This is a genomic window from Aquabacterium sp. (assembly GCF_050725395.1).
GTDB lineage: Bacteria > Pseudomonadota > Gammaproteobacteria > Burkholderiales > Burkholderiaceae_C > Aquabacterium.
Genome location: NZ_JBOHHL010000015.1, coordinates 35,838 through 56,201, shown reverse-complemented (window position 1 = coordinate 56,201; position 20,364 = coordinate 35,838). Strand labels below are relative to the sequence as shown.

At 66.6% G+C, this 20,364-nt stretch carries 19 protein-coding genes; 17 read left to right on the top strand and 2 right to left on the bottom strand.

The window, feature by feature from the left end:
- Positions 1-2: 2 nt before the first annotated feature.
- The 5 genes from ACREB4_RS11350 to ACREB4_RS11330 are packed head-to-tail and all read left to right on the top strand — an operon-like array spanning position 3 to position 3,902.
- Positions 3-401, top strand: a complete 399-nt coding sequence (locus ACREB4_RS11350) for a hypothetical protein (RefSeq protein ID WP_431588328.1) — start codon at positions 3-5, stop codon at positions 399-401.
- Positions 402-410: 9 nt separating this feature from the next.
- Positions 411-1,421 (top strand): M35 family metallo-endopeptidase, encoded by a 1,011-nt coding sequence (locus ACREB4_RS11345; protein WP_431588327.1) that lies wholly within the window; start codon positions 411-413, stop codon positions 1,419-1,421.
- A complete protein-coding gene (locus ACREB4_RS11340) occupies positions 1,418-1,894 on the top strand; it encodes a hypothetical protein (protein ID WP_431588326.1) in 477 nt (158 codons plus the stop codon). Before ACREB4_RS11345 ends, ACREB4_RS11340 begins: the two co-directional genes overlap by 4 nt.
- Before the next feature lie 50 nt (positions 1,895-1,944).
- Positions 1,945-2,997 carry a hypothetical protein gene (locus tag ACREB4_RS11335; RefSeq protein ID WP_431588325.1) on the top strand — a complete coding sequence of 351 codons (1,053 nt, stop codon included), beginning with the start codon at positions 1,945-1,947 and terminating at the stop codon, positions 2,995-2,997.
- Entirely contained in the window at positions 2,994-3,902 is a 909-nt protein-coding gene (locus ACREB4_RS11330) for a hypothetical protein (RefSeq protein WP_431588324.1), read from the top strand. Before ACREB4_RS11335 ends, ACREB4_RS11330 begins: the two co-directional genes overlap by 4 nt.
- Here ACREB4_RS11330 and ACREB4_RS11325 read toward each other — a convergent pair.
- The gene (locus ACREB4_RS11325; RefSeq protein WP_431588323.1) at positions 3,877-5,256 is read right to left on the bottom strand and encodes a type VI secretion system contractile sheath domain-containing protein; all 1,380 of its coding nucleotides are present in this window, start codon (positions 5,254-5,256) and stop codon (positions 3,877-3,879) included. The genes ACREB4_RS11330 and ACREB4_RS11325 overlap by 26 nt on opposite strands.
- A gap of 48 nt (positions 5,257-5,304) precedes the next feature.
- Between ACREB4_RS11325 and ACREB4_RS11320 the strand changes: the two genes are divergently transcribed.
- Genes ACREB4_RS11320 through ACREB4_RS11305 form a run of 4 tightly spaced genes read left to right on the top strand, consistent with a single transcriptional unit; the run spans position 5,305 to position 10,356 of the window.
- Entirely contained in the window at positions 5,305-6,651 is a 1,347-nt protein-coding gene (locus ACREB4_RS11320; protein ID WP_431588322.1) for a tetratricopeptide repeat protein, read from the top strand.
- 15 nt (positions 6,652-6,666) lie between these two features.
- Positions 6,667-8,664: a type VI secretion system Vgr family protein gene (locus ACREB4_RS11315; RefSeq protein ID WP_431588321.1), complete on the top strand. Its 1,998-nt coding sequence runs from the start codon at positions 6,667-6,669 to the stop codon at positions 8,662-8,664.
- Between the two features lie 6 nt (positions 8,665-8,670).
- Positions 8,671-9,843: a DUF6861 domain-containing protein gene (locus ACREB4_RS11310; RefSeq protein ID WP_431588320.1), complete on the top strand. Its 1,173-nt coding sequence runs from the start codon at positions 8,671-8,673 to the stop codon at positions 9,841-9,843.
- A 9-nt stretch (positions 9,844-9,852) separates the two neighbouring features.
- The gene (locus ACREB4_RS11305) at positions 9,853-10,356 is read left to right on the top strand and encodes a pentapeptide repeat-containing protein (protein WP_431588319.1); all 504 of its coding nucleotides are present in this window, start codon (positions 9,853-9,855) and stop codon (positions 10,354-10,356) included.
- A gap of 30 nt (positions 10,357-10,386) precedes the next feature.
- Here the strand turns inward: ACREB4_RS11305 and ACREB4_RS11300 are convergent, their stop codons facing one another.
- Positions 10,387-11,604: a PepSY-associated TM helix domain-containing protein gene (locus ACREB4_RS11300; protein ID WP_431588318.1), complete on the bottom strand. Its 1,218-nt coding sequence runs from the start codon at positions 11,602-11,604 to the stop codon at positions 10,387-10,389.
- Positions 11,605-11,756: 152 nt separating this feature from the next.
- On the opposite strand from ACREB4_RS11300, the gene ACREB4_RS11295 reads away from it, so the two are divergent.
- The 8 genes from ACREB4_RS11295 to ACREB4_RS11260 all read left to right on the top strand — a co-directional run bounded on the left by ACREB4_RS11295 (position 11,757) and on the right by ACREB4_RS11260 (position 20,350).
- Positions 11,757-12,296 carry a DUF4123 domain-containing protein gene (locus ACREB4_RS11295; protein WP_431588317.1) on the top strand — a complete coding sequence of 180 codons (540 nt, stop codon included), beginning with the start codon at positions 11,757-11,759 and terminating at the stop codon, positions 12,294-12,296.
- Positions 12,297-12,303: 7 nt separating this feature from the next.
- On the top strand, positions 12,304-14,016 hold the full coding sequence (locus ACREB4_RS11290) for a hypothetical protein (protein ID WP_431588316.1): 1,713 nt from the start codon (positions 12,304-12,306) through the stop codon (positions 14,014-14,016).
- The gene (locus ACREB4_RS11285; protein WP_431588315.1) at positions 14,016-14,837 is read left to right on the top strand and encodes a hypothetical protein; all 822 of its coding nucleotides are present in this window, start codon (positions 14,016-14,018) and stop codon (positions 14,835-14,837) included. Before ACREB4_RS11290 ends, ACREB4_RS11285 begins: the two co-directional genes overlap by 1 nt.
- Positions 14,838-14,847: 10 nt before the next feature.
- On the top strand, positions 14,848-16,626 hold the full coding sequence (tagH, locus tag ACREB4_RS11280; protein WP_431588314.1) for a type VI secretion system-associated FHA domain protein TagH: 1,779 nt from the start codon (positions 14,848-14,850) through the stop codon (positions 16,624-16,626).
- Between the two features lie 17 nt (positions 16,627-16,643).
- A complete protein-coding gene (locus ACREB4_RS11275; RefSeq protein WP_431588313.1) occupies positions 16,644-17,399 on the top strand; it encodes a PP2C family protein-serine/threonine phosphatase in 756 nt (251 codons plus the stop codon).
- A 22-nt stretch (positions 17,400-17,421) separates the two neighbouring features.
- Positions 17,422-17,808 carry a DUF4280 domain-containing protein gene (locus ACREB4_RS11270; RefSeq protein ID WP_431588312.1) on the top strand — a complete coding sequence of 129 codons (387 nt, stop codon included), beginning with the start codon at positions 17,422-17,424 and terminating at the stop codon, positions 17,806-17,808.
- A gap of 190 nt (positions 17,809-17,998) precedes the next feature.
- On the top strand, positions 17,999-18,778 hold the full coding sequence (locus ACREB4_RS11265) for a transporter (RefSeq protein ID WP_431588311.1): 780 nt from the start codon (positions 17,999-18,001) through the stop codon (positions 18,776-18,778).
- 30 nt (positions 18,779-18,808) lie between these two features.
- Entirely contained in the window at positions 18,809-20,350 is a 1,542-nt protein-coding gene (locus ACREB4_RS11260; protein ID WP_431588310.1) for a methyl-accepting chemotaxis protein, read from the top strand.
- The last annotated feature ends 14 nt before the right edge of the window (positions 20,351-20,364 follow it).

Genomic DNA, 20,364 nt, shown 5'->3' with positions numbered 1-20,364 from the left:
ACATGGCTGGCTACGTGTACAACTGGGGTGATGCCGACATCACCGATGCAATGACGTCCGTGAAGTGCGCGGGCATGATCAGCGAACCGGGTGGAGATGGCTACGGCGGCACCAACTGGTGCTTCACCATCGTGGGCGGGTCGGGCGAACAGTGGCACGCCCACCTCAGTGGCGGCGCGGATGGCCGCACGGTCAACGTGCTGCGCTACAAGAAATCCAGCACCGACCCGGGTGGCGACAACGCCATCAAGTTCCTGGACAAAGGCTCGGGCTTCCCCACCAGCAAGGCGAACATGAAGCGCCTGGCCAGCACTTGCGGCACCGACTACCCCCAGTTCAACAAGCTGTTGACGGCGCTCTCCCAGGCCCTGGAGACCTACGTCATCGCCACACCAAAGTAAGGCCACACCATGAACGTCTTCACCGAGGTTTACAACAAATCCGTCGAGCTGCTGAAAGCGCCCGCCCTGGACGAGAGCTGGAAAGCCATCGAAGCCAACCTCAAGACCTTGCTTGAGGACGACGGCCCCAACGCCGGCAAGGCCAAGGTGCTGGACGACCTGCGCGACCAGCTGAGGAAAGCCAGCAAGGGCAAGGGCGTGGCCAAGACCGCCATGGCCGAAGAAATCATCAAGGCCAGCAAGACCAGCGCCGCGGGCTACCAGGACCGCGCCGCGCTCCTCAAGACCATGCAGCACTTCCACATGGTCGCCAAGAAGGGCGGGCAAAGCATCTGGGTGGTCGATCCGCCCAAGGCTTTTTCCACCTGGCCCTACGACCAGCTGGCGGGCAAGAACGAGGCAGATTTGAAGACGGAGCTGGCGGCCGACACCGAAGTGTTCGGCTCGGGCAACCGCAAGATGATGTCGGACTCGCTTCAGCTGGCCCGCAAGTGGTCGGCCGACGTGCAGATCAAGCTGGGGTCGCCCGACGCCAAGACGCTGGAAAAGGTCAAGCGATGGTTCCACGCCGAAGGCGCTTCGGCGGAGAACGTGGCCGCCACCGCCGCCACGCTGGCCGAGGGCTTCAAGAAGATCCACGCCACCTGCAACTCATCGCGCGTGATCTTCTCGGACCGTCCCCACCTGCGGGCCAGCGGCACCTGGGACAACGTCTACGCTTCCGTCAACGCCGCCGACGTCATGCCCGTCATCTACATCTTCCAGGTGTTCCTGAAAGCCGGCAAGCGCAATGCCCTGGGCAGCATCCCCAAGCTGTGGCTGTGCGCCCTCACAGTCGTGCATGAATTGACGCACAAGCTGGTGCGGACCGAAGACATCCGCTACGACGACGATGGCCTCAAGCCGGGCGACAGCTTCACCGCGGAACAGGCCTTGAAGAACGCCGACAGCTGGGCTTACTTCGCCGCCGACATGGTCGGGGCCCTGAGCAAAGGCACGATCACCAAGGTGCTGGTGTGAACCGGCGAGGAAACAAGGCCATCCGGCACGCGGCCTGCCTGGCCGTGGCCGCGCTCGGCATCACCGCCTGCAGTTGCCCGCCCCAGGCACAGGCCGGCGAACCACCCACCCAGGCCGCCAGCGCTGGCGGCCGTCAGGAGAGAAGCATGGAAAGTGCAAAACGCAGGGTGCCTCAAGTGGCGCCCGTCACCTCAGGCGGCATCCGTTATGAAGCCTTGAAGGGCGCTCGCTCGCGTGGCTTTGCGCAGAACGGCGGCATCATCGCGGCCATCGACACCGCCACGGGCCAAGAGCTCTGGACGCTGGTTCTCTACCAGACCCAGTACGACCCGCAGGAAGAGGCCGATGTGCAGGACGTGTTCATCACCAGCCTGGCCCTGAGCAAGGACGGCCAGCAATTGCTGGCCAAGAGCGAGAACAAGAAGTCGTACTCGGTGAACCTGGCCGACCGGGCCATCACCGTCTTGCCCTGACACACAAGCCAGCCCTTCGTCTTTCAAACCGCCCCCTCAAGGTAGTACCCATGCCTCCACCCAGCACACTGTCCGCGCACGACATCGGCATCAGCGCCCTGAACGAGGCCAACCGCACGGTCCTGGCCCGGACCTTCCAAGGCACCAAGCTGCAGTTCGGCTCGGTCAACAAAGCCTCCACCGTCAAGAGCCTGATGAAGTCGGCCAAGGGCGTGCGCTCGTCCGGCAGCAAGCTGGCCGGCGGGACGACCAAGGCCGCCAGCAGCGGCGGGGGCGGTGGCGGCGGGGCGGTCAAGGGGGCCCTGGGCCTGCCCGGCGTTGAAAAGGCGGTGAAAGAATTCATCGTGCAGTGCGCCGACCTGGACGGCATCCACGAAGTGATCGAGGCCCTCACCGCCCAGGTGCTGCAGGACATCCTCGCCGAGATCGTGCCCGTGCTGGGCATCCTGGTCAGTGGCGGCAAGCTGGCCAAGGCGGCCAAGGCCGTGGCCGACGACGGCCACAACCTCTACAAGTTCAACGATTACGCCTCGGGCATCCGCTCGGGCGATCCACTGGCGGCGGCCCAGGCCGTGAAAACGCTCATCCAGCGCGACCTGGCCAAGCACTCGGTGCAACTGGCGCAGCAGTCCCTGGCCACGGGCGCCAAGATCGCGGGCCTGCTGGCCGACATGGGCACCGCCACCACGGTGGGCATCGGCCTGGCCAACGCCCTGGCCAGCCTGGGCCTGGAGTTGTACGCGCTGGGCGTCGCCATCAAGGAAATGCGCGCCGGCAACCGACGCCTGGGCACGCCTGAGACGCTCGACCTGACCGTCTTCGACGAGTGCCCCATCCTGGGCTGCTACCTGCTCACCTGCGCGGACACGTCCGCGGTGGCCAACTTCTTCGTCAACGACATTGGACAACCCGGCTGGATGGACAAGGTCGAGACGCTGAAGAAGACACAGATGGACCCCTTGCTCAAGATCGCCAGGAAGAGCATTGGCGGCGCGAAGATCCAGTTGACCGGACTGAGCCAGAACAAGGGCACCTTCCCGGACCCGGGCTTCTACGCCAGCATCCGCCGCAAGGCCAACCAGTTGCTCTCGTCCAAAAAGTGAGCACGGCGTGCGTGGTCTGCGGCACCGTGCTCAAGCGGCCGCCCACCACGCCCCCAAGCCCTTACCCCATTTGCCACGCGGTGCCCTGCCGCATGGTCATCGAACAGGCTGGCTCGATGAGCGCGGCGGCTTTTCAGCAGCACCTGCTCTGGCGGTCCCGCAACATCCGGGCCCAGAAGGCGCGTGCCCAGGCCGAGGACCTTCGCCTGAAGGCCAAGTTCGAGGCCGAGGACCAGGAGAACGCCCGCTGGTGGAGCCGGCTGGAAAGGCTGGCCCCAGGGCAGCACCCGCCCGATCGCTTCCTGCCCTTGACCTTGCCCCTGGGACCCGGCCGGCGCAGCAACCTGGCCGAGCGTCGACGCCGCCACTACCGGGATCTGCTGAACCAGCTCATTGCCCAGGCCGTGTCGAGCCAGGATGCGCCACCCGACCTGGCGGAGCACTTGGCACCGGCCGACCAAGGCCCGGCGGCGCGCCTGTCAGAGCAAGTGTGCACCTTGTGCAAGGGCGGCTGCTGCACCAAGGGCGGCGATTCGGCCTACCTGTCGGTGAACACCATCCGGCGCTTCATGGCCTTGCGCCCTGAATTGCGCCCACGCGACGTGTTGTCGGCCTACCTGGACCGGCTCAGCCACCGGACCCAGCAGGGCTCGTGCATCAACCACACCGACCGGGGATGTGGCTTGCCGCGAGAGATGCGCTCGGACGTTTGCAACCACTACTTGTGTGGCGCGCAAAAGGAACTGCACCACCGGCTGGAGGATCAGCCGCCGCTGCTCGGCGTGGTCGCCATCCAGCGGCAGCAGGACCATTGGCACCGACACGACCCGGACTGCGCCAACCCCATCGTGGGTGGCGCCACGGTGACCGAGGCCGGCATCACGCCATGGCCCGAAGCCCCATGACCCGCACCGCGTTGCGGTGTTTGTGGCTGAGCAAGGGCATCAGGCCCAGGGCCAGCAGGCGTTCGCCCACGCCCTCGCTCAGCTTGACCTCGGCGCAGGGCAGCAGTGTTTTTTCGCCATCGCGCTCCAGCACATAGGCGGGCAGGTCTTCCACGTCGAGGTGGTCGCCCAGTCGCATGGCCCAACCTTGCGCCATGAAAGACTGGCCCACCAATTGGGCACAGGCCAGCGCGCCCGATCCCCACAGGCAGGACTCGTGGGCAAAGCCTGGCGCCATTTCTTCGAAGGCGAAGGCATCGATGGCGTCGGTGGCTTGGCCATGCGGCAGGCGCAAGAGCACGCGGGGCGCGGCCAGGCGCACCGATGCGGCCGCCGGACTTTGCCGGAAGGCTGTCCAGCGGGCCTGCGCCTCGGCCGACATGCCGGGCCAGTCGGCCGGGTCCCCCACCGCGCCGAATGAGTCGAGCCCGACCACCGAAGCGTGTGCCGAGGCCATGAAGCTGCCCGACACGCCTTGGGCCAAGGTCCCCAGCGCCGAGAGCAGCGACAGGTCGTTCGCCGTCGGGCCAAAGGCCTGCAGGCCGACGACCAGCGACCACGTGGGCGGCTCGTCGGCATCGCCCTGCTTCATCAGGCTGCGGGCCAGCGGCGTTTGCCCCGCATCACCCTGCGCGGCATCGGCCTGCAGCTCGGCCTGGCTGACGTCCAGCAAATGCAGTTGAAGGTCTTCGTTCAGGTCCAGGCTGCGGACCAGGCCTTGCACGCCGCGCCAGGCGGCTTCCAATGATTGGAAGGCGGGATGGTGCAGCACCGCGCGCATCTGCGCACCACGGGCCTCGTCGCGCGCCGCCTTCGATTGCAGCTGGGCCGGGTCCACCTGCGGCGCCAGGGACGGCGCGACGATGCGCTGGATCAGCGCATCAAGGCCCGCGTTGACCGGTGCCTGCGGCTCGGGCCGGCGTCCCAGCAGGCGCTCCAGGGCTGAGGCATCGCTTTCGCCGGCGGGCGCCACGGTCGAGGCCAATGGTGCGGCCACCAACACGGGCTCGGGCAACTGCCGCAGCAACTGGTCCGGGTGGAAGTCGTCCACCGAGGCAAAGCTCAGGGCCAAGGGCGCGGGCCCGCTGCCATCCAGGGCCAAGGACAAGGCGGGCGCCATGCGCCGCATCACCGTGTCGAGGTTGTCGATGTCCACCGATTGGGGCGTGCGCTGCCCCAAGGGTTTGGGATTGACAAGACCCCGCAAGCCATGCCCGCTGAAGTCGCCCAACACCACGATCCGGAAGGGACCATCGCGCCTCACTGGCGCCGACGTGCCCGTGCCGGGCGCGCCAAACGTGAATCCAAAATCCATTCGTCCTGTCATGGCTCAGCTCCGAAATAATTGCCGACATAATGAGACATGCCCGCCAAGAATCGCCCGAGTTTGCCCGGAAAAAAACTTCAGCATGTCAGCCTGAAGGACGCCTTGCCGATTGCCATGCAATTGCATCAGAACGGCCACCTCGAAGCCGCGCAGCAAATGTACGAGCGCATCCTGAAGCTCACGCCGCGCCAGGCCAACGCCGTGCACTTCCTCGGGGTGCTGAACCACCAGCGGGGCCGCAGCGAACAGGCCGTCACGCACATCCGCCGGTCCATCGAGCTCGACCCCAAGGTGCCCGACTGGTACAACAACCTGGGCAATGTGCTGCTCGAAGCCAAGCGCCTGCCCGAGGCCGCCGATGCCTACGAGAAGGCGGCCGAGATGTCGCCCGGCAACGCCACCATCCTGAACAACCTGGGTGCGCTGCGCCGCGCGCAAGAGCGTTTTGACGAGGCCGAGATCGCCTACACCAAGGCCCTGGCCCTGGACCCCAAGCGCCCTGAAGCCCACAACAACCTGGGCAACCTGCTCCGGCTGCAAGGCAAGACGCAGGAATCGCTGCAGCACTTTTGCGAAGCGCTGATCCTCAACCCCAAGCAGCACCATGCCCGCAAGATGCTGGGCGTGGCCTACTACACGCTCAAGCGCTTCGACGAGGCGGCCCAGGTCTACCGCGAATGGTTGCGGGATGAACCCGACAACCCCGTCCCCAAGCACTACCTGGCCGCCTGCACCGGCGAAAGCGTGCCCGAGCGCGCCGACGACGCCTACGTCGAAGCCACCTTCGATGAGTTCGCCGAGAGCTTCGACGCCAACCTGGAAACCCTCACCTACCGCGCGCCCCAGTTCGTGGCCGAGGCCGTGGCCCGGCTGGGCGGCGCGCCCGCCAAGCAATGGCAGGTGCTGGACGCTGGCTGCGGCACCGGCTTGTGCGGGCCGCTGATCGCGCCTTATGCGCAAAGGCTGGTCGGCGTCGACCTCTCGGGGCAGATGCTGGCCAAGGCCGCGCCCCGTCAGGTCTACGACGAACTGCTCAAGGCCGAACTGACCGCCTTCCTGCAGGCACAACACCAAGCCCATGACCTGATTGTGTCGGCCGATACCCTGTGCTACTTTGGCAATCTGGACGCCGTGTCACGGGCGGCCGCTGGCGCCTTGCGCCAGGGTGGCTGGCTGGTGTTCACCGTGGAAAGCCTGGAAGGTGGCGACCCTGGCGAACAGCACCACCTCAATCCCCATGGCCGCTACAGCCACCGCCGCGCTCATGTCGAGCAGGCACTGGCCCAAGCCGGCTTCGTGAACATGGCCGCCGAACCGATTCACCTTCGCAACGAAGGCGGCGTGCCTGTGCAAGGCTGGCTCTTCACCGCACAACACCCTTAACCACAGGACATCACCATGCCCGCAATACCCCGTGTGATGGAGATCAGCACGCCCCTGGGCAAGGACGTGCTGCTGCTGCGCTCCATGTCGGCCACCGAGTCGCTGGGCCAGCTGTTCGAGTTCAGCATCAGCGCGCTGTCCGACGACAAGTCCATCGCGGTCAACGACCTGCTGGGCAAGCCGATCACCGTCAAGCTCGAACTGCCCACGGGCGGCGAACGCGAGTTCAGCGGCATCGTCACGCGCTTCGGCCAGACGGGCTTCGTGGGCCGGCTCTTCGAGTACCAACTGGTCGTCAGCCCCTGGCTGTGGCTGCTGACGCGCACCCACGACTGCCGGGTCTTCCAGAACAAGTCGGTGCCCGACATCCTCAAGGTGATTTTCGAAAAGTACTCCTCGGATTTCTCGGACAAGCTCACCGGCAGCCATCCACCCCGCACCTATTGCGTGCAGTACCGCGAAAGCGACTTCAATTTCGTCAGCCGGCTGATGGAAGAAGAAGGCATCTACTACTACTTCGAGCACAAGGACGGCAAGCACACCCTGGTGCTGGCCAACAAGGACACGGCCCACACGCCCTACCCCGAGCATGCCGACATGGTCTACCGCGAGTCCCTGTCCGGGGCCATCGACCTGGAAGCCATCACGCGCTGGCAGTTCAACCACGAGATCCGCACCGGCAAGGTCTCGCTGACCGACTACAACTTCACCACACCGTCGACCAACTTGCTGGGCAGCGCCGAGCACTCACGATCGCACGCGCACGCCACCGGCGAGGTCTACGACTATCCCGGCAAGCACCTGGTCAAGGCCGATGGCGAACGCTACGCCAACCTGCGCCTCGAAAGCTACCAGTCGCTGCACGCGCAGGTGTATGGCGAAGGCAATGTGCGCGGCCTGGCCACGGGCTACCGATTCACCTTGAACGAGTTCCCACGCGAGGACCAGAACCGCGAGCACATCGTCACGTCCACCCGCATCCAGATGGGGTTTGGCGAGTACGAAGGCCAAAGCGGCGCGGCACCCTACTTCACCTGCCAGTTCACCGCGCTGGACAGCCGCGAGGTGTTCCGCTCACCCGAACGCGCCATCCGCACCCGGGTGGCCGGCCCACAGACGGCCATCGTGGTCGGCCCCAGCGGCGACGAGATCCACACGGACGAATACGGCCGCGTGAAGGTCCAGTTCCACTGGGACCGTGAAGGCACCAAGAACGAGAACAGCTCCTGCTGGGTGCGCGTGTCGTCGCCCTGGGCGGGCAAGAACTGGGGGATGATCAACATCCCCCGCATCGGGCAAGAGGTGGTGGTCGATTTCCTGGAAGGCGATCCGGACCAGCCGCTCATCACCGGCCGCGTCTACAACGCCGAGCAGACCGTGCCCTACAAGCTGCCCGACCATGCCACGGTCAGCACGATCAAGAGCCAGTCCAGCAAGGGCGGCAGCGCCAGCACCTCCAACGAGCTGCGCTTCGAAGACAAGAAGGGCTCGGAACACGTCTGGCTGCAGGCCGAGAAGGACTTCCTGCGCAACGTCAAGAACGACTCGTCCCACTCGGTGGGCCACGACGAGTTCGTGACCATCAAGAACGACCTCACCGAGAAGGTCGGCAACGACCACCAACTGGAGGTGGGCAAGGACTTCAAGCACAAGGTCGGCGGGGACATGCACCTGCAAACGGCCACCGACCTGATGATCAAGTCGGGCGGCCAGTACAGCCTCAAATCCGCCAAAGACCTGGCGGGCGAGGCGGGCACCGGCGTGTCCTTCAAGGCCGGCACCGACGTGCACATCAAGGGCGGCATGAACGTCACCCTGGAAGCCGGCGTCACGCTCACGCTCAAGGCCGGCGGCAACTCCATCGTGCTGAGCCCGGCGGGCGTGGCCATCGTGGGCGCGCCCCTGGTCAACATCAACTCGGGCGGGGGCGGCAGTGGCGCGCAACCGGTGGCGCCCGCCGCGCCAGCCGACCCGGCCGCGCCCAAGGACTTCGCGGACCCTCTGGCGTCCTGATCCGCCATGAGCCGCTGGACCAACTGGCTGGGGCCACTCGACTGCACCGACAACCTCAAGGCCTTGATGGAGGCCTACGAGATCGGGGTGATGGAAATGCCCGGCGAGGTCTACAAGGAGACCGGCTACCAATTGAGCCAGTTCCTCGACGCCCTGATCCCAGGCTTGATCCAAGCATTGATCGCGCTGGCGGCCAGCACGGCACTGGGCGGTGCGATCGGTGCCGTGGTCGGGGCCTTCTTTGGTGGGGCGGGCGCCATTCCCGGCGCGGTGGGCGGTGCCGCCGTGGGTTTCGACCTGGGGCTGGCGGTGCTGGGCTGGTTGGGACTGGGCTTCCTGGCCTATTCCATAGGGCACAGCCTGGGCGAACTCACCGCCCTGCTGGAGCTGGCCGTGCGCCGCGCCTGGGATGCCCCGAACTCGCCACAGCCTCGCATGCAGATTCGACTGGCGGGCAAAGACTTCGCCCGCAGCGGTGCGATCCTGATCCGGCTGGTGCTGCAAGGCATCGCCATGTGGTTGACCCAGAAAGGCGTCAACAAGATTGGCGAGCTGGTCGCCGAGTTGCGCAAGAGCAAGCTGGGGCCGCGCTTCGCGGCCTGGGTGGAAGAAAACGCAGAAGCCTTGATGCGCGACCCGCGGCTCAAGCCGCACAGGGGGCAGGGCTCGGCGGCCAAGGAGGTGGTGTCGGAGGCGCAGTCGCCGAGCAAATTGGCGAATCGACCAAAGGAGGAGGCGCCACCACCACCACCACCACCACCACCACCACCACCACCGCCACCGCCTCCTCCCCCTAAGAAGACCAGGCTTGACCGCCTGAATGAACTGGCGACCGACCCCGCCCAAGGTGGCAAGGTCACGCCCAAGACCCTGCGTGAGGCTGAGGTCGGCTTGCAGCTTGAAGAACAGGGCAAACTACCCAGCCCCATCACCCGGGATCCCACAGGGTCCTCAGAGTTCATTGATGCCGCAGGGCAAAAGTGGGACGTCAAAGGCTTCAACTCCCAGTACGCGCCCAAGGGCTACAACACCCCGGCCGCCGTCCAGAAGATCAGCGCCGAGGTCGCTGCGGGCGAGAACGTCATCGTCGACACCGCAAAGATGTCGGCCGAACACGTCACGGAACTGCAGCATGCACTGGACGTTGTGGGACTCGCCAAGAACGTCATCTTTTTCTAGGTGCCAGAGATGAGAAAACTGAATAAGCCAGAGTTCGAAGCCTTGGTGGCCGGGCAAAAAACAGGTCCTCAGGACAGCCCCGAGAATGACCTCCGCGACATCGAGGTGTCGGACATCCCCGTCCAGAATCTGGACGGCGTCACCATTGCCATGAGCCGCTTGTCCGGACTATCGTTCGGCCTGGGCAGCAGTTTGCAAGGTGCAACCTGGATCGGCAACGAGATCCTGGACTGCACCTTCTCGGACACCGCGATGAATAAAAGCGAGCTGCTGGACTGCGTCATCGAAGCATGCCGGCTCAATCGCACAAGCCTGTTTCGGGCCGATTGGTCCGGCTCGGTGTTCAAGCGTTGCACCCTGGAAGGGCTGGATCTTTCCACAACCTGCCTGATCAACACCTTGTTCGAGGACTGCACTTTCACGCAGGTGCAGCTTATGCCAGGGGAAATTCTGAACGGTCGGCAAACCGTGGCGTTCGACCCCATCGGAAAACGGCAGAACACAGGGGCCTGAATGGACGACCTGTACCAAGGCACGCTCAGATCACCCAGCAGACCCTGAAAGTCCTGCCCTGCTGAGCCAGGCCCCGGCCTTCACCCGCGCCTTGCGCTTGCGGGCCCAGATCAACACCCCGGTGACCGACAGCATCGCGATCATCAAGCCCATGAACGACAGCAAAATGCGCCCGGGCAGGCCGATGATCCGGCCCGAGTGCAAGGGGAACATGCTCTGCATGAAGATGTCGCCCGCGCTGCCCGTGCCAGGAACGGTGGCCCCCGCGGGCTCCCCGGTGCGTGAATCGAAGTAGAGCCAGGGATTGCCCAGCCCACCATCGCCATGGCTGTTGCCGACCTCGAAGAAGCCCACGCCCCACACCCCGAACTCGGGCGACAGGAAGACCCCGCCCGCCGGCGCCGTCCAGCCACGGTCGCGGGCCTCGGCCTGCGCCTTGGCCACCACGGCGGGCAGGGACACCAGGGGCTCGATGGGCTTTTCCGGAGGGTGGGGCACGCGGCTGTCGAAGGGCGAGGCAGACAAGGTCGAAAACACCGACACCAGGGGCCGCATGACCTGGCCGCCCAGGTTCATCCCGACAGAGGTGATGGCCAGCATCAGCACCAGCAGGTAGACCCACATGGCGCCCGAACGGTGCAGGTCGAAATTGAGCTTGTGGCCGCCCGAGCGCCAGCGGATGGCAAATGACCGCCGCCAAGCGCCCCAGTTGGGGAACGAGATCCACAGGGCAATGCCCGTGTCGATGACCCAGGCGATGGCGATCAGGCCCATCAGCCACACGCCGAAATCGATGCCCCAACCTTCGGGGATGTGCATGCTGTAGTGCAGCTTGTACAAGAAGGGCAGCAGGTTCTCGCGCGAGAGGGACACCTCGCCCCACTGGCGCCTGCCCTGGATGTCGCCCGTGACCGGGTCCACCGCCACTTGGTTGTAGCCAGGCTCGAAGAGCTTGCCCGTCGCCGGGTCAGGGCGCGGCGACACCGAGGCCGTGAAGGTGTGGCCGGGCTCGATCGCCATCGGCATGAAAGTGACGCGCACGCGCGGGTCCGCTGCTTCGATCCTGGCGGCCAGGTCCAGCACGGGCAGGGCCTTGCCCTGGGTGCGGGCCTCGTACAACGCTGGATTGAGCCACGAGTCCAGCTCATGGTCCCAGGAAATGACGGCGCCCGTCGCCCCCGCGATGAACAGGAAAAGCGCCGCGGTCAGGCCAAACCAGCGGTGCAGCAGTACGAGCAGGGGTCGCATGTCGGGCGGTCCAGAAGGGAGACGTCAAATGCGCGATTCTAATGCGAATGATTTGCGTTATGCAGCAACACCCTGCCAGCTTCTTGCGCAAACCCCCGTCAAAACGGACGCTTTTTTCGCTAACCTCGGGGGCCAGCCATTTGGAGTGCCTTTTGTCCACCCCGTCTTCTTTGCCCCAGCAAAAAGCCACCTTGTGGACCCAGCCCGATGCCCATGTCTATGCGGTGATCGACGCCTCGCAGGTGCCCGGCCTGACCGCCCGACTGACCACGGCCGACATCAAGGGCTGGGACTGCCTGCACCGCGGCGCCCTGCCCCCCGACGAAGCCGACAAGGCGCCCTACCTGGTCGAGTTGAAGCCTGAATCGCCCTTCACCGACTGGCTGCTGCAAGAGGCCAGCGCCACCATGGAAAACTGGGGCGTGCTCGTCGTCAGCGCGCTTGGCCTGCGCGCCCTGCGCGAACACCTGCGCGACCTGAACGAGGCCAAGACACCGCAAGGCCAGCGTTTCACCCTGCGCTGGTACGACCGCCGCATCCTGCGCGCCCTGCTGCCCAGTTGCTCGGCGCCGCAACTGCAGCAGTTTTTCGGCCCCATCACCGCCATCGCCCTGCCCACCGTGCGCGACTGGACCTGGTGGCGAGAAAGCGTCGGCCAGTTGATGACCGACACGCGAACCCTGGCAGGATGAGCGCCCCATGCTGTCCCTGAGCCCTCAACAGATGGACCTGCTCGCGCAGGTCTCGCGCGAACGCTTCGTGCAACGCGTCGCCACCTATTTCGCCTTGCAATGGCCCGCCATGCTGGAGCGGCTGGGCGACCGTTACGGCGCCTTCATCGACCTGGCCGTGCAGCACGCGCAAAAGCACGGCCTGGCCGAAGGGCCCTGCGTGGCCCGCTACGTCAACCTCTGGTTCGTGTGGGGCCCGGCCTTTGAAGACAAGCCCGGCTTCGACTGGGCCCAGGCCATCCTGCAAGATGCCAAGCGCAGCGAGTTCACCAAGCCCCACCAGCTGGTGCGCCGCACGCTCGATGAACTGCAACGACTGCACGCCGCCAACGCCGGGCGCCCCAACGCTGCAGGCCTGGCCCCCGCTGATTTCGACGCATCCGACGCCCGCGTGGTCAAGGACCTGGCCGACCTGGGCCGGCTGGGCGATGTGCTGCCCAGCACCCACCATGTGGGCCGACTGAACTGCGACCTCGACGCCATCGACATCGGCACCATCGACACCGCCTGGCGCCACGAGTACCGCCTGAGCGACAAGGACTGGCAACGCGCGCCCGGCCCCGCGCCCGCGCCGCGCCTGCGCATCGACCCACAGCAAGCCGCGCCCACCAAGCCATTGGCGGTGCTGACCCACGCCCCTGGCGAAGGCGGCCTGGCGCGCCTGCAGGTCAAGGCCCGTGCGCTGGGTGGCTGTGGCGACCACACGCACCCCCGCGTCGCCTTCACCGGCCAGCACGGCCTGTGGGAATGGCGTGGCCACGAAGCCAGTGCCGTGAGCTGGCCCGTGCATGCGCCACCAGCCTTGCCCACACCCGATGGCCTGGTCACCGGCATTGCCCGTGAAGACGCGCCCCAACCCTTCACCTTGCAGGTGTCCAGTTGCGGCCTGCGCGACCATGGCGCCCCCCTTGGCGAATTGACCCTGCCCGTGCTCAGCTACCCGGCCGACCAATGGCTGCTGGAACTGCGCCACACGGCCACCCCCGCCACCTGCCGCCTGGAGCGCGACGGCATCGCGCAAAACGCCAGTGCCTGGCAGCGCGGCTTCGCCCAATTGCACGATGACTTCAAGACCAGCACCGACCAGTTGCTGCTGGCCTTCGAACGCACCAGTGGCGCCACCGCCGCACAGATCGACCTGAACCCTGCGCTGATGGCGGGCCAGGCTGGCCTGAGCTGGGGTTGGCGCGAAGGCCCGCAAGGCTTGGCCGACACGCCGGTGATGCGACTGGAAGGCTGGCTCGACATGGTGGCCTGCGCCTTGCAGTTGCAACTCAGTGGCGAACTCAGCCTGGCCGGTGCCAAGGCCCGCCTGCGGCTGCGCGCGCAAGGCAGCACTCTCTTGCGGTGCCGCGTGCAGCGTGACGCCGCCCTGCCCTTGCTGCCCGAGGTCCTGGCCCCCACCGTGGTCAAGCTGCGTTATCCCTTTGAACTGGAGATGGACCCCATCGTCACGCCAGACCACGTCGCCCTGCACCCCACGGCGCCGGCCACGGGTGCCATCGTCGGCGAGGCCGGCCTGCGCGCCAAGCCCGGCCTGGGCGGCGCGCAGCTCTACCTGCAGCTGAAGATCGAGCCGGTGGCCACCACCCTGGCCATCGTCGACCCCGTGCTGGGCGTCTCGCGGCAGGCCCGGCCGCTGCTGCCCGCCATGACCTTGCTGGATTGGAGCCTGGGCTGATGGAACGCTTGCTCCTGCTCCGACTCGAGGCCGCGGGCTGCCAGGCCGAGGCCGTGCTCAATGGCGTGCCCGTGGCCAGCGTCGACGCGCGCACCACGCCCGGTACCCACGTGGCTTGCGTGCCGGTGCACGAATACACCCTGGCCGGAGGCAACCGCCTGAGCCTGGTCGTCAACCCGCACCCGACCAACCTGCCTGTGGGCCCCATGCCGCCGCCCACGCCCAACGTGGCCGATGGCCAGACCTGGGTCAAGCTGCGCTTGCTGTTGCCGCGCCAAGGCCAGCCCGCCAGCGAGAACTCGGCGCGCACCTTGGCCCAGCTGGACTGGGGCCCGGCCGAGCACGAGGTCTTCGAGACCCCCTTGGTGCTGCACCAGACCATGGAGCTGCCCGTGACCTTCCCGCGGTGGCGCTGGCTCGACGCCCCCGTGCCCGAACTCACGCCCGCCTTGAAGATGCAGGCCCTGGCCTTTGTGCAACGCCTGGCCATCGACCTGACGCGCAGCGACCCGGAAGGCTTCATCGCGGCCGCCCGCTTGCGTTTCGAAGAGCTGGGCCTGGCCTACCAGCGCGATCCCGCGGTGGACGTGGCGCGTTTTCGGGCCCATGTGCAGCAACTGGGGGCCAGCAAGGCCTTGCGCATCACGCCCCCCACCGCCGCCGACCTGGTCTTGCGGCCCGTGGCCGATGGCCGCCTGCTCGACTGCCTGCGCCCCGATGGCCAACCCATCCTTCGCACCATGCCCACCGAATCCGGCACCACCCACGCCTGGCCCGTCAAGCTGGCCGTGGTGGATGGACAGTTCTACGTGTTGAGATAAGCTGCCAAACGTGATCACCCTCACCATCCTCACCTTCAACGGCGGCCCCACCGAGCGCCTGTCGGCCACCTTCGATGAACTCGGCGGCACCATCGGCCGGGCCGAGACCAACCAATTGGTCCTGCCCGATCCTGAGCGAACCATCTCCCGCGTGCACGCACAGGTCGCTTTTCGCAATGGCGGCTTTGCGCTGGTCGACCGGGGCAGCAACCCGGTGCTGGTCAATGGCCGGGCCTTGGGCAATGGCGCCGAGGCACCGTTGAAAGCAGGCGATCAGGTTCAGATCGGTGGCTATGTGCTGTCGGTGGAAGCCAGCGCGGGATCGGCCGGCGCCGCCCCGGCGGATCCCTTCGCCGACCTGATGGGTTTTGGCGGGGGCATGGCCGCGGGCGCGCCCGCCTTTGCCAACACGGCCCCGATGGACCCCTTCGCATCGCTGGCCCCCGCCAGCAGCGGTGGCGCGGGCTCAGCCTGGGCCAGTCCGGCGCCCAGCCCCTTGTTCGGCTCGCCAAGCCACGCGCCAAGCCCCGCACCCAGCAGCGCCCCCGCTGGCGGCATCCCGCTGGACTGGGATCCCTTCGCGCCCGACCCCACCCCGGCTTCGAACGACCTGGGCCGCAGCCTGGGCGCCGCCCCCGCCAACTTGCCCGATGACTTCGGCCTGGGCCTCGGCAGCACGTCCACCGCGCCCTTGATCCCCGACGTGGGCATCCGACCCACGGCCGCCGAAGACTCGCTCGACAACCTCTTCGGCCTCGGCCCGGCCAGCCACCGCAGCGGCGACCCGCTGGCCGGATCGGCCCTCCAGGACCCGCTGTCCAAACCCAACACCGCCCAGAACACCGACCCGCTGCGCTCGTTCATGAGCGGCCCGGCCTCGGCCGGCCAAGACGCCATGGCCGACAACGTGTCGGAACTCAACACGCCCTTCATCGCGCCCAAGGTGGTGATGCCCGCTGCGCCACAGGCCAAGCCGCCCGCCGTGCCTGCAGCACCCATCGGCGGCCCGGCTCTGCAAGGCGCCGTGCTGTCCTGGGGCGACCAGGCGGGTGGCGCCGAGAGCCGCACCATCATCCGGCCGGCGAGCAAGCCTCCAGCGGCGCCCATGCCACCCGCCGCGGCTTATACCCCACCCATGCCAGCCGCTCCGCCGCGCGCTCCCGCCACCAGCCCCGCCATGGCCGGCAGCACCGACGTGCAAGCGCTGCTGGCGGCCTTCCGCGAAGGCCTGGGCGTGCCCAGCCTGCAGATCGACGCGCTCACGCCCGAGCTGATGAAGCTCATCGGTCAGTTGCTGCACGAATCGGCCAAGGGCACGGTCGACCTGCTGGTGGCACGCGCCGCCCTCAAGCGCGAGATCCGCGCCGAGGTCACCATGATCGTCGCGCGCGAGAACAACCCGCTGAAGTTCTCGCCCTCGGTCGAAGTGGCGCTGACGCACCTGCTGACCCCGCCCGCACGCGGCTTCATGCAGCCGGCCCCCGCCATGCGCGACGCCTATGACGACCTGCGCGCCCACCAGTTCGGCTTTGTCGCCGGCATGAAAGCCGCGCTCGAAGGCGTGCTCAAACGCTTCGACCCGGCCATCCTGGAAAGCAAGCTCACGCAGAAGTCGGTCATCAACAGCCTGCTGCCCGCCACGCGCAAGGCCAAGCTCTGGGAGGTCTTCCAGGAGCTGTACGGCCAGATTTCCGAAGAAGCCGCCGAGGACTTCCACGACCTGTTCGGCCGCGAGTTCCTGCGCGCCTACGAGGCCCACATCGACCAGCTCAAAGACGGCCAGCACTGACTGAAAGAAGCCCGCCCGTGGAACTCGAAATCGCCATCATCTCCAAGCAAGGCGGCCGCAGCTACAACGAAGACGCCTGCGGCCACTGGAACTCCGACCGCCACCTGTGCTGCGTGATGGCCGATGGCGCCGGCGGCCACGGTGGTGGCGACATCGCCTCCAAGCTGGCCGTGCAGAACGTGCTCAACAGCTTCGCAGCCCAGCCTGGCCTCACCTCACCACAACTGCGCGAACTGGTCGTCGGCACCAACCACGTCATCCTCGACCACCGCATCGACGGCACCGTGCAAGCCAACATGCACACCACCGTGGCCCTGCTGGCCATCGACTTCATCGACCACACCGCGCTGTGGGCCCACGTGGGCGACTCGCGCGTGTACTGGTTCCGCCAAGGCCGCATCCAGACCCGCACGCGCGACCACAGCCTGGTGCAGGCCCTGGCCGATGGCGGCCTGATCAAGCCCGAAGACATGCGCACCCACCCCAAGCGCAGCGAACTGCAATCGGCCCTGGGCACGCCGGCCGAGTACCTGGAGGTGGGCGTGCCCGACCAGGCCGTGGCCATCGAGGATGGCGATGTCTTCCTGCTGTGCACCGATGGCCTGTGGGAGTACGTGGACGACGCCGTGCTGGAGCAGACCTTGACCGACGCCACCACGCCGCAAGCCTGGCTCGATGTGCTGGAAGCCACCGTGCTGACCAACGCGGCCCACAAGCCCAGCCACGACAACTTCAGCGCGCTGACGGTGTGGACCGGCGCCACGCCCGCCTGAGCCACTTCAAAGGAGCCCCGACATGCCCCAACAAACCTGCATGGGCGCCATGATGAAGTGCACCTTCGGCCTGGCCCCCAGCACCTTGATGCCCACGCCCAAACCCATCATGACCAGCCACATGATCGCGGCCAACATCATGGACAACAAACCCATCGTGAACATCCCGCCCTTCGGGATGTGCACCTGCCCCGGCAACCCCACGGTGGCCGCCGCCACCGCCGCGGCCCTGGGCGTGCTGACCCCCATGCCCTGCGTGCCCAACACGCCTGCGCCCTGGGCGCCAGGGGCGGCCACGGTGATGTTGCAGAACTTCCCGGCGCTGGACAACGTGTCGATGCTCACCTGCATCTGGGGCGGGGTGATCACGTTTGCGAATGCGGGGCAGACCACGCACATGATCCCTTGAAGTCCTTCACCGCTTCCTGAAAACGGCCCTATTCCACGGAAACCCCCACTGCTTTCCGAAAAAATGGGCCGCGCACCACCCTGGGCCTACATCCGCCCGCCAGCTTGACGTTATCAGCAGGGCATCAATCCTGAAGTACTGACGACTGATGTGAACCACTCACTTCCCATCAGATTGTTCAGGAGCTTCCATGGCCCGTCCCTTTCGCCCGACCACCCTGGCCGCGTTGACCGCCGCCTTGCTGCTGCCCCTGGCCTCGCGCGCCGAAGAAGCCGCCATGGCCACCGACCGCCCTGACATCGTCGAATCCAGCGCCGTGGTCGGCCTGCACCGCTTCCAGGTCGAAACCTCTTTCGCGTCCGAAAGCAACAAGGTTGATGGCGTCAAGACCACCACGCGCATGACGCCCACCCTGCTGCGCTATGGCATCACCGAGAACACCGAGCTGCGCCTGGAAACCGACGGCTTCCTGCGCGATGGCCAGGACCACGGTTTCAGCGACGTCTCGCTGGGCCTGAAGTGGCACACGCACGATGGCGATGACGCCACCGGCAAGCCCGCCATCGCCTGGCTCTTCCACGCCGACCTGGACAGCGGCAGCCAGGCCTTCCGCGGCCATGGCGTGCGCCCGTCGGTGCGCATGGTCGCCGAGTGGGAACTGCCCCACGACCTGTCGCTCGGCATCATGCCCGGCGTGCTGCGCGACACCAACGACGATGGCCGACACTTCGTCGCCGGCATCTTCGCCGTCACCTTGGGCAAGTCCTGGACCGACGATTTCCGCACCTTCGTCGAAGTGGCCGGCCAGCAACTGACCTCGACCAAGAACGGCGGCGCGGTCGTCACCTACGACGCAGGCATGGCCTACATGCTCAGCCCCACCATGCAGATCGATACCGCCGTCTCGATCGGCGCCAACCACCACACGCCAGACCGCCTGTGGACGGTCGGCTTCTCGGTCAAGTTCTGACCCCTTGCACGCCTTCAAAGGGCCCCCAACATGAAACTCACCATCCGACAGAAGTTGCTGGGCTTCAGCCTGACGGGCCTGGGCCTGATGCTGTTGATCGGCATCACCGGCTATTCGGCGGTCTACAAGCTGACCTCGGACAACAGCCAGATCGCCACCATCGGCACAGCCTTGCGCGCGCAGATGGAGGCCGACATGATGCACGACGCCCTGCGCGCCGACGTGCTCAGCGCCATGCTGGCCTCACTGCAAAAGGACGAAGTCGAGGAGAAAGCCACCAAGGCCGCGCTCACCGAGCACATCCAGAATTTCCGCGAGTCGTTCCAGGCCCTGGACGCGCTGCCCCTGGACGACGCCATCGTGAAGGCCTCTGCCCAGGTCCGCCCGGCCTTGAACGCCTACCTGGCCAGCGCCACCGAAGTCATCGGCCTCGCCTTCAGCGACCGCGACGCGGCCCAGGCCAAGCTGCCCGCCTTCAAAACGGCTTTCGAAAGCCTCGAGAAATCCATGGGCGATTTGGGCGACCTGATCGAAGCCCAGAGCAAGACGGCCCAGGCCGCCAGTGAGCACACGGCCAGCATCGCACGCGGCGTCATGGTCGGCGCCGTGCTGGTCGCCAGTGTGTTTTTCTTCGTGATGGGGCACCTCGTCAGCCGGGGCGTGGTGCTGCCCATCGGCCGCGCGGTCAAGGTGGCGCAATCGGTGGCCAGCGGCGACCTGACCTCGCACATCGACACCCGTGGCAATGACGAGACCGCCCAGTTGCTGACCGCCCTCAAGGCCATGAACGACAGCCTGGTGCTGACCGTGGGCACCGTGCGCCAGAGCAGCGAGAACATCGCCACCGGCTCCAGCCAGATCGCCACCGGCAACGCCGACCTGAGCCACCGCACCGAAACCCAGGCCAGCAACCTGCAGCAGACCGCCGCCTCGATGGAAGAATTGAGCAGCACGGTGCGCCACAACGCCGACACCGCGCGCCAGGCCTCGCAACTGGCCAGTTCGGCCAGCGACGTGGCGGCCAAGGGCGGCAGCGTGGTCGCCCAGGTGGTGGACACCATGGCCCAGATCACCGAGGCCAGCCGCAAGATCAGCGACATCATCGGCGTGATCGACGGCATCGCCTTCCAGACCAACATCCTGGCGCTGAACGCCGCCGTGGAAGCGGCCCGCGCCGGCGAGCAGGGCCGCGGTTTCGCGGTGGTCGCCAGCGAAGTGCGCAGCCTGGCGCAACGCAGCGCCAACGCCGCCAAAGAGATCAAGGGCCTGATCAACGACAGCGTGGAGAAGGTGCAGACCGGCTCACGCCTGGTGGACGATGCCGGCCAGACCATGGGTGACATTGTGAACCAGGTGCGCCGCGTGACCGACCTCATTGGCGAGATCAGCTCCGCCACGCACGAGCAGACCAGTGGCATCGAACTGGTGAGTGGCGCGGTGAGCCAACTGGACCAGGTGACTCAGCAGAACGCCGCCCTGGTGGAAGAATCAGCCGCGGCGGCCGAGAGCCTGAAGCACCAGGCCGCCGAGTTGGTGAAAGCCGTCAGCGTGTTCCGGCTGGCCCAAGGCTGAGCCAGCCTTCGGGT

Coding starts and splice junctions, on each gene's coding strand:
- ACREB4_RS11350 (WP_431588328.1), top strand. CDS start 3: ATGGCTGGCTACGTGTACAACTGGGGTGATGCCGACATCACCGATGCA.
- ACREB4_RS11345 (WP_431588327.1), top strand. CDS start 411: ATGAACGTCTTCACCGAGGTTTACAACAAATCCGTCGAGCTGCTGAAA.
- ACREB4_RS11335 (WP_431588325.1), top strand. CDS start 1,945: ATGCCTCCACCCAGCACACTGTCCGCGCACGACATCGGCATCAGCGCC.
- ACREB4_RS11325 (WP_431588323.1), bottom strand. CDS start 5,256: ATGGATTTTGGATTCACGTTTGGCGCGCCCGGCACGGGCACGTCGGCG.
- ACREB4_RS11320 (WP_431588322.1), top strand. CDS start 5,305: ATGCCCGCCAAGAATCGCCCGAGTTTGCCCGGAAAAAAACTTCAGCAT.
- ACREB4_RS11315 (WP_431588321.1), top strand. CDS start 6,667: ATGCCCGCAATACCCCGTGTGATGGAGATCAGCACGCCCCTGGGCAAG.
- ACREB4_RS11310 (WP_431588320.1), top strand. CDS start 8,671: ATGAGCCGCTGGACCAACTGGCTGGGGCCACTCGACTGCACCGACAAC.
- ACREB4_RS11305 (WP_431588319.1), top strand. CDS start 9,853: ATGAGAAAACTGAATAAGCCAGAGTTCGAAGCCTTGGTGGCCGGGCAA.
- ACREB4_RS11300 (WP_431588318.1), bottom strand. CDS start 11,604: ATGCGACCCCTGCTCGTACTGCTGCACCGCTGGTTTGGCCTGACCGCG.
- ACREB4_RS11290 (WP_431588316.1), top strand. CDS start 12,304: ATGCTGTCCCTGAGCCCTCAACAGATGGACCTGCTCGCGCAGGTCTCG.
- ACREB4_RS11285 (WP_431588315.1), top strand. CDS start 14,016: ATGGAACGCTTGCTCCTGCTCCGACTCGAGGCCGCGGGCTGCCAGGCC.
- ACREB4_RS11270 (WP_431588312.1), top strand. CDS start 17,422: ATGCCCCAACAAACCTGCATGGGCGCCATGATGAAGTGCACCTTCGGC.
- ACREB4_RS11265 (WP_431588311.1), top strand. CDS start 17,999: ATGGCCCGTCCCTTTCGCCCGACCACCCTGGCCGCGTTGACCGCCGCC.
- ACREB4_RS11260 (WP_431588310.1), top strand. CDS start 18,809: ATGAAACTCACCATCCGACAGAAGTTGCTGGGCTTCAGCCTGACGGGC.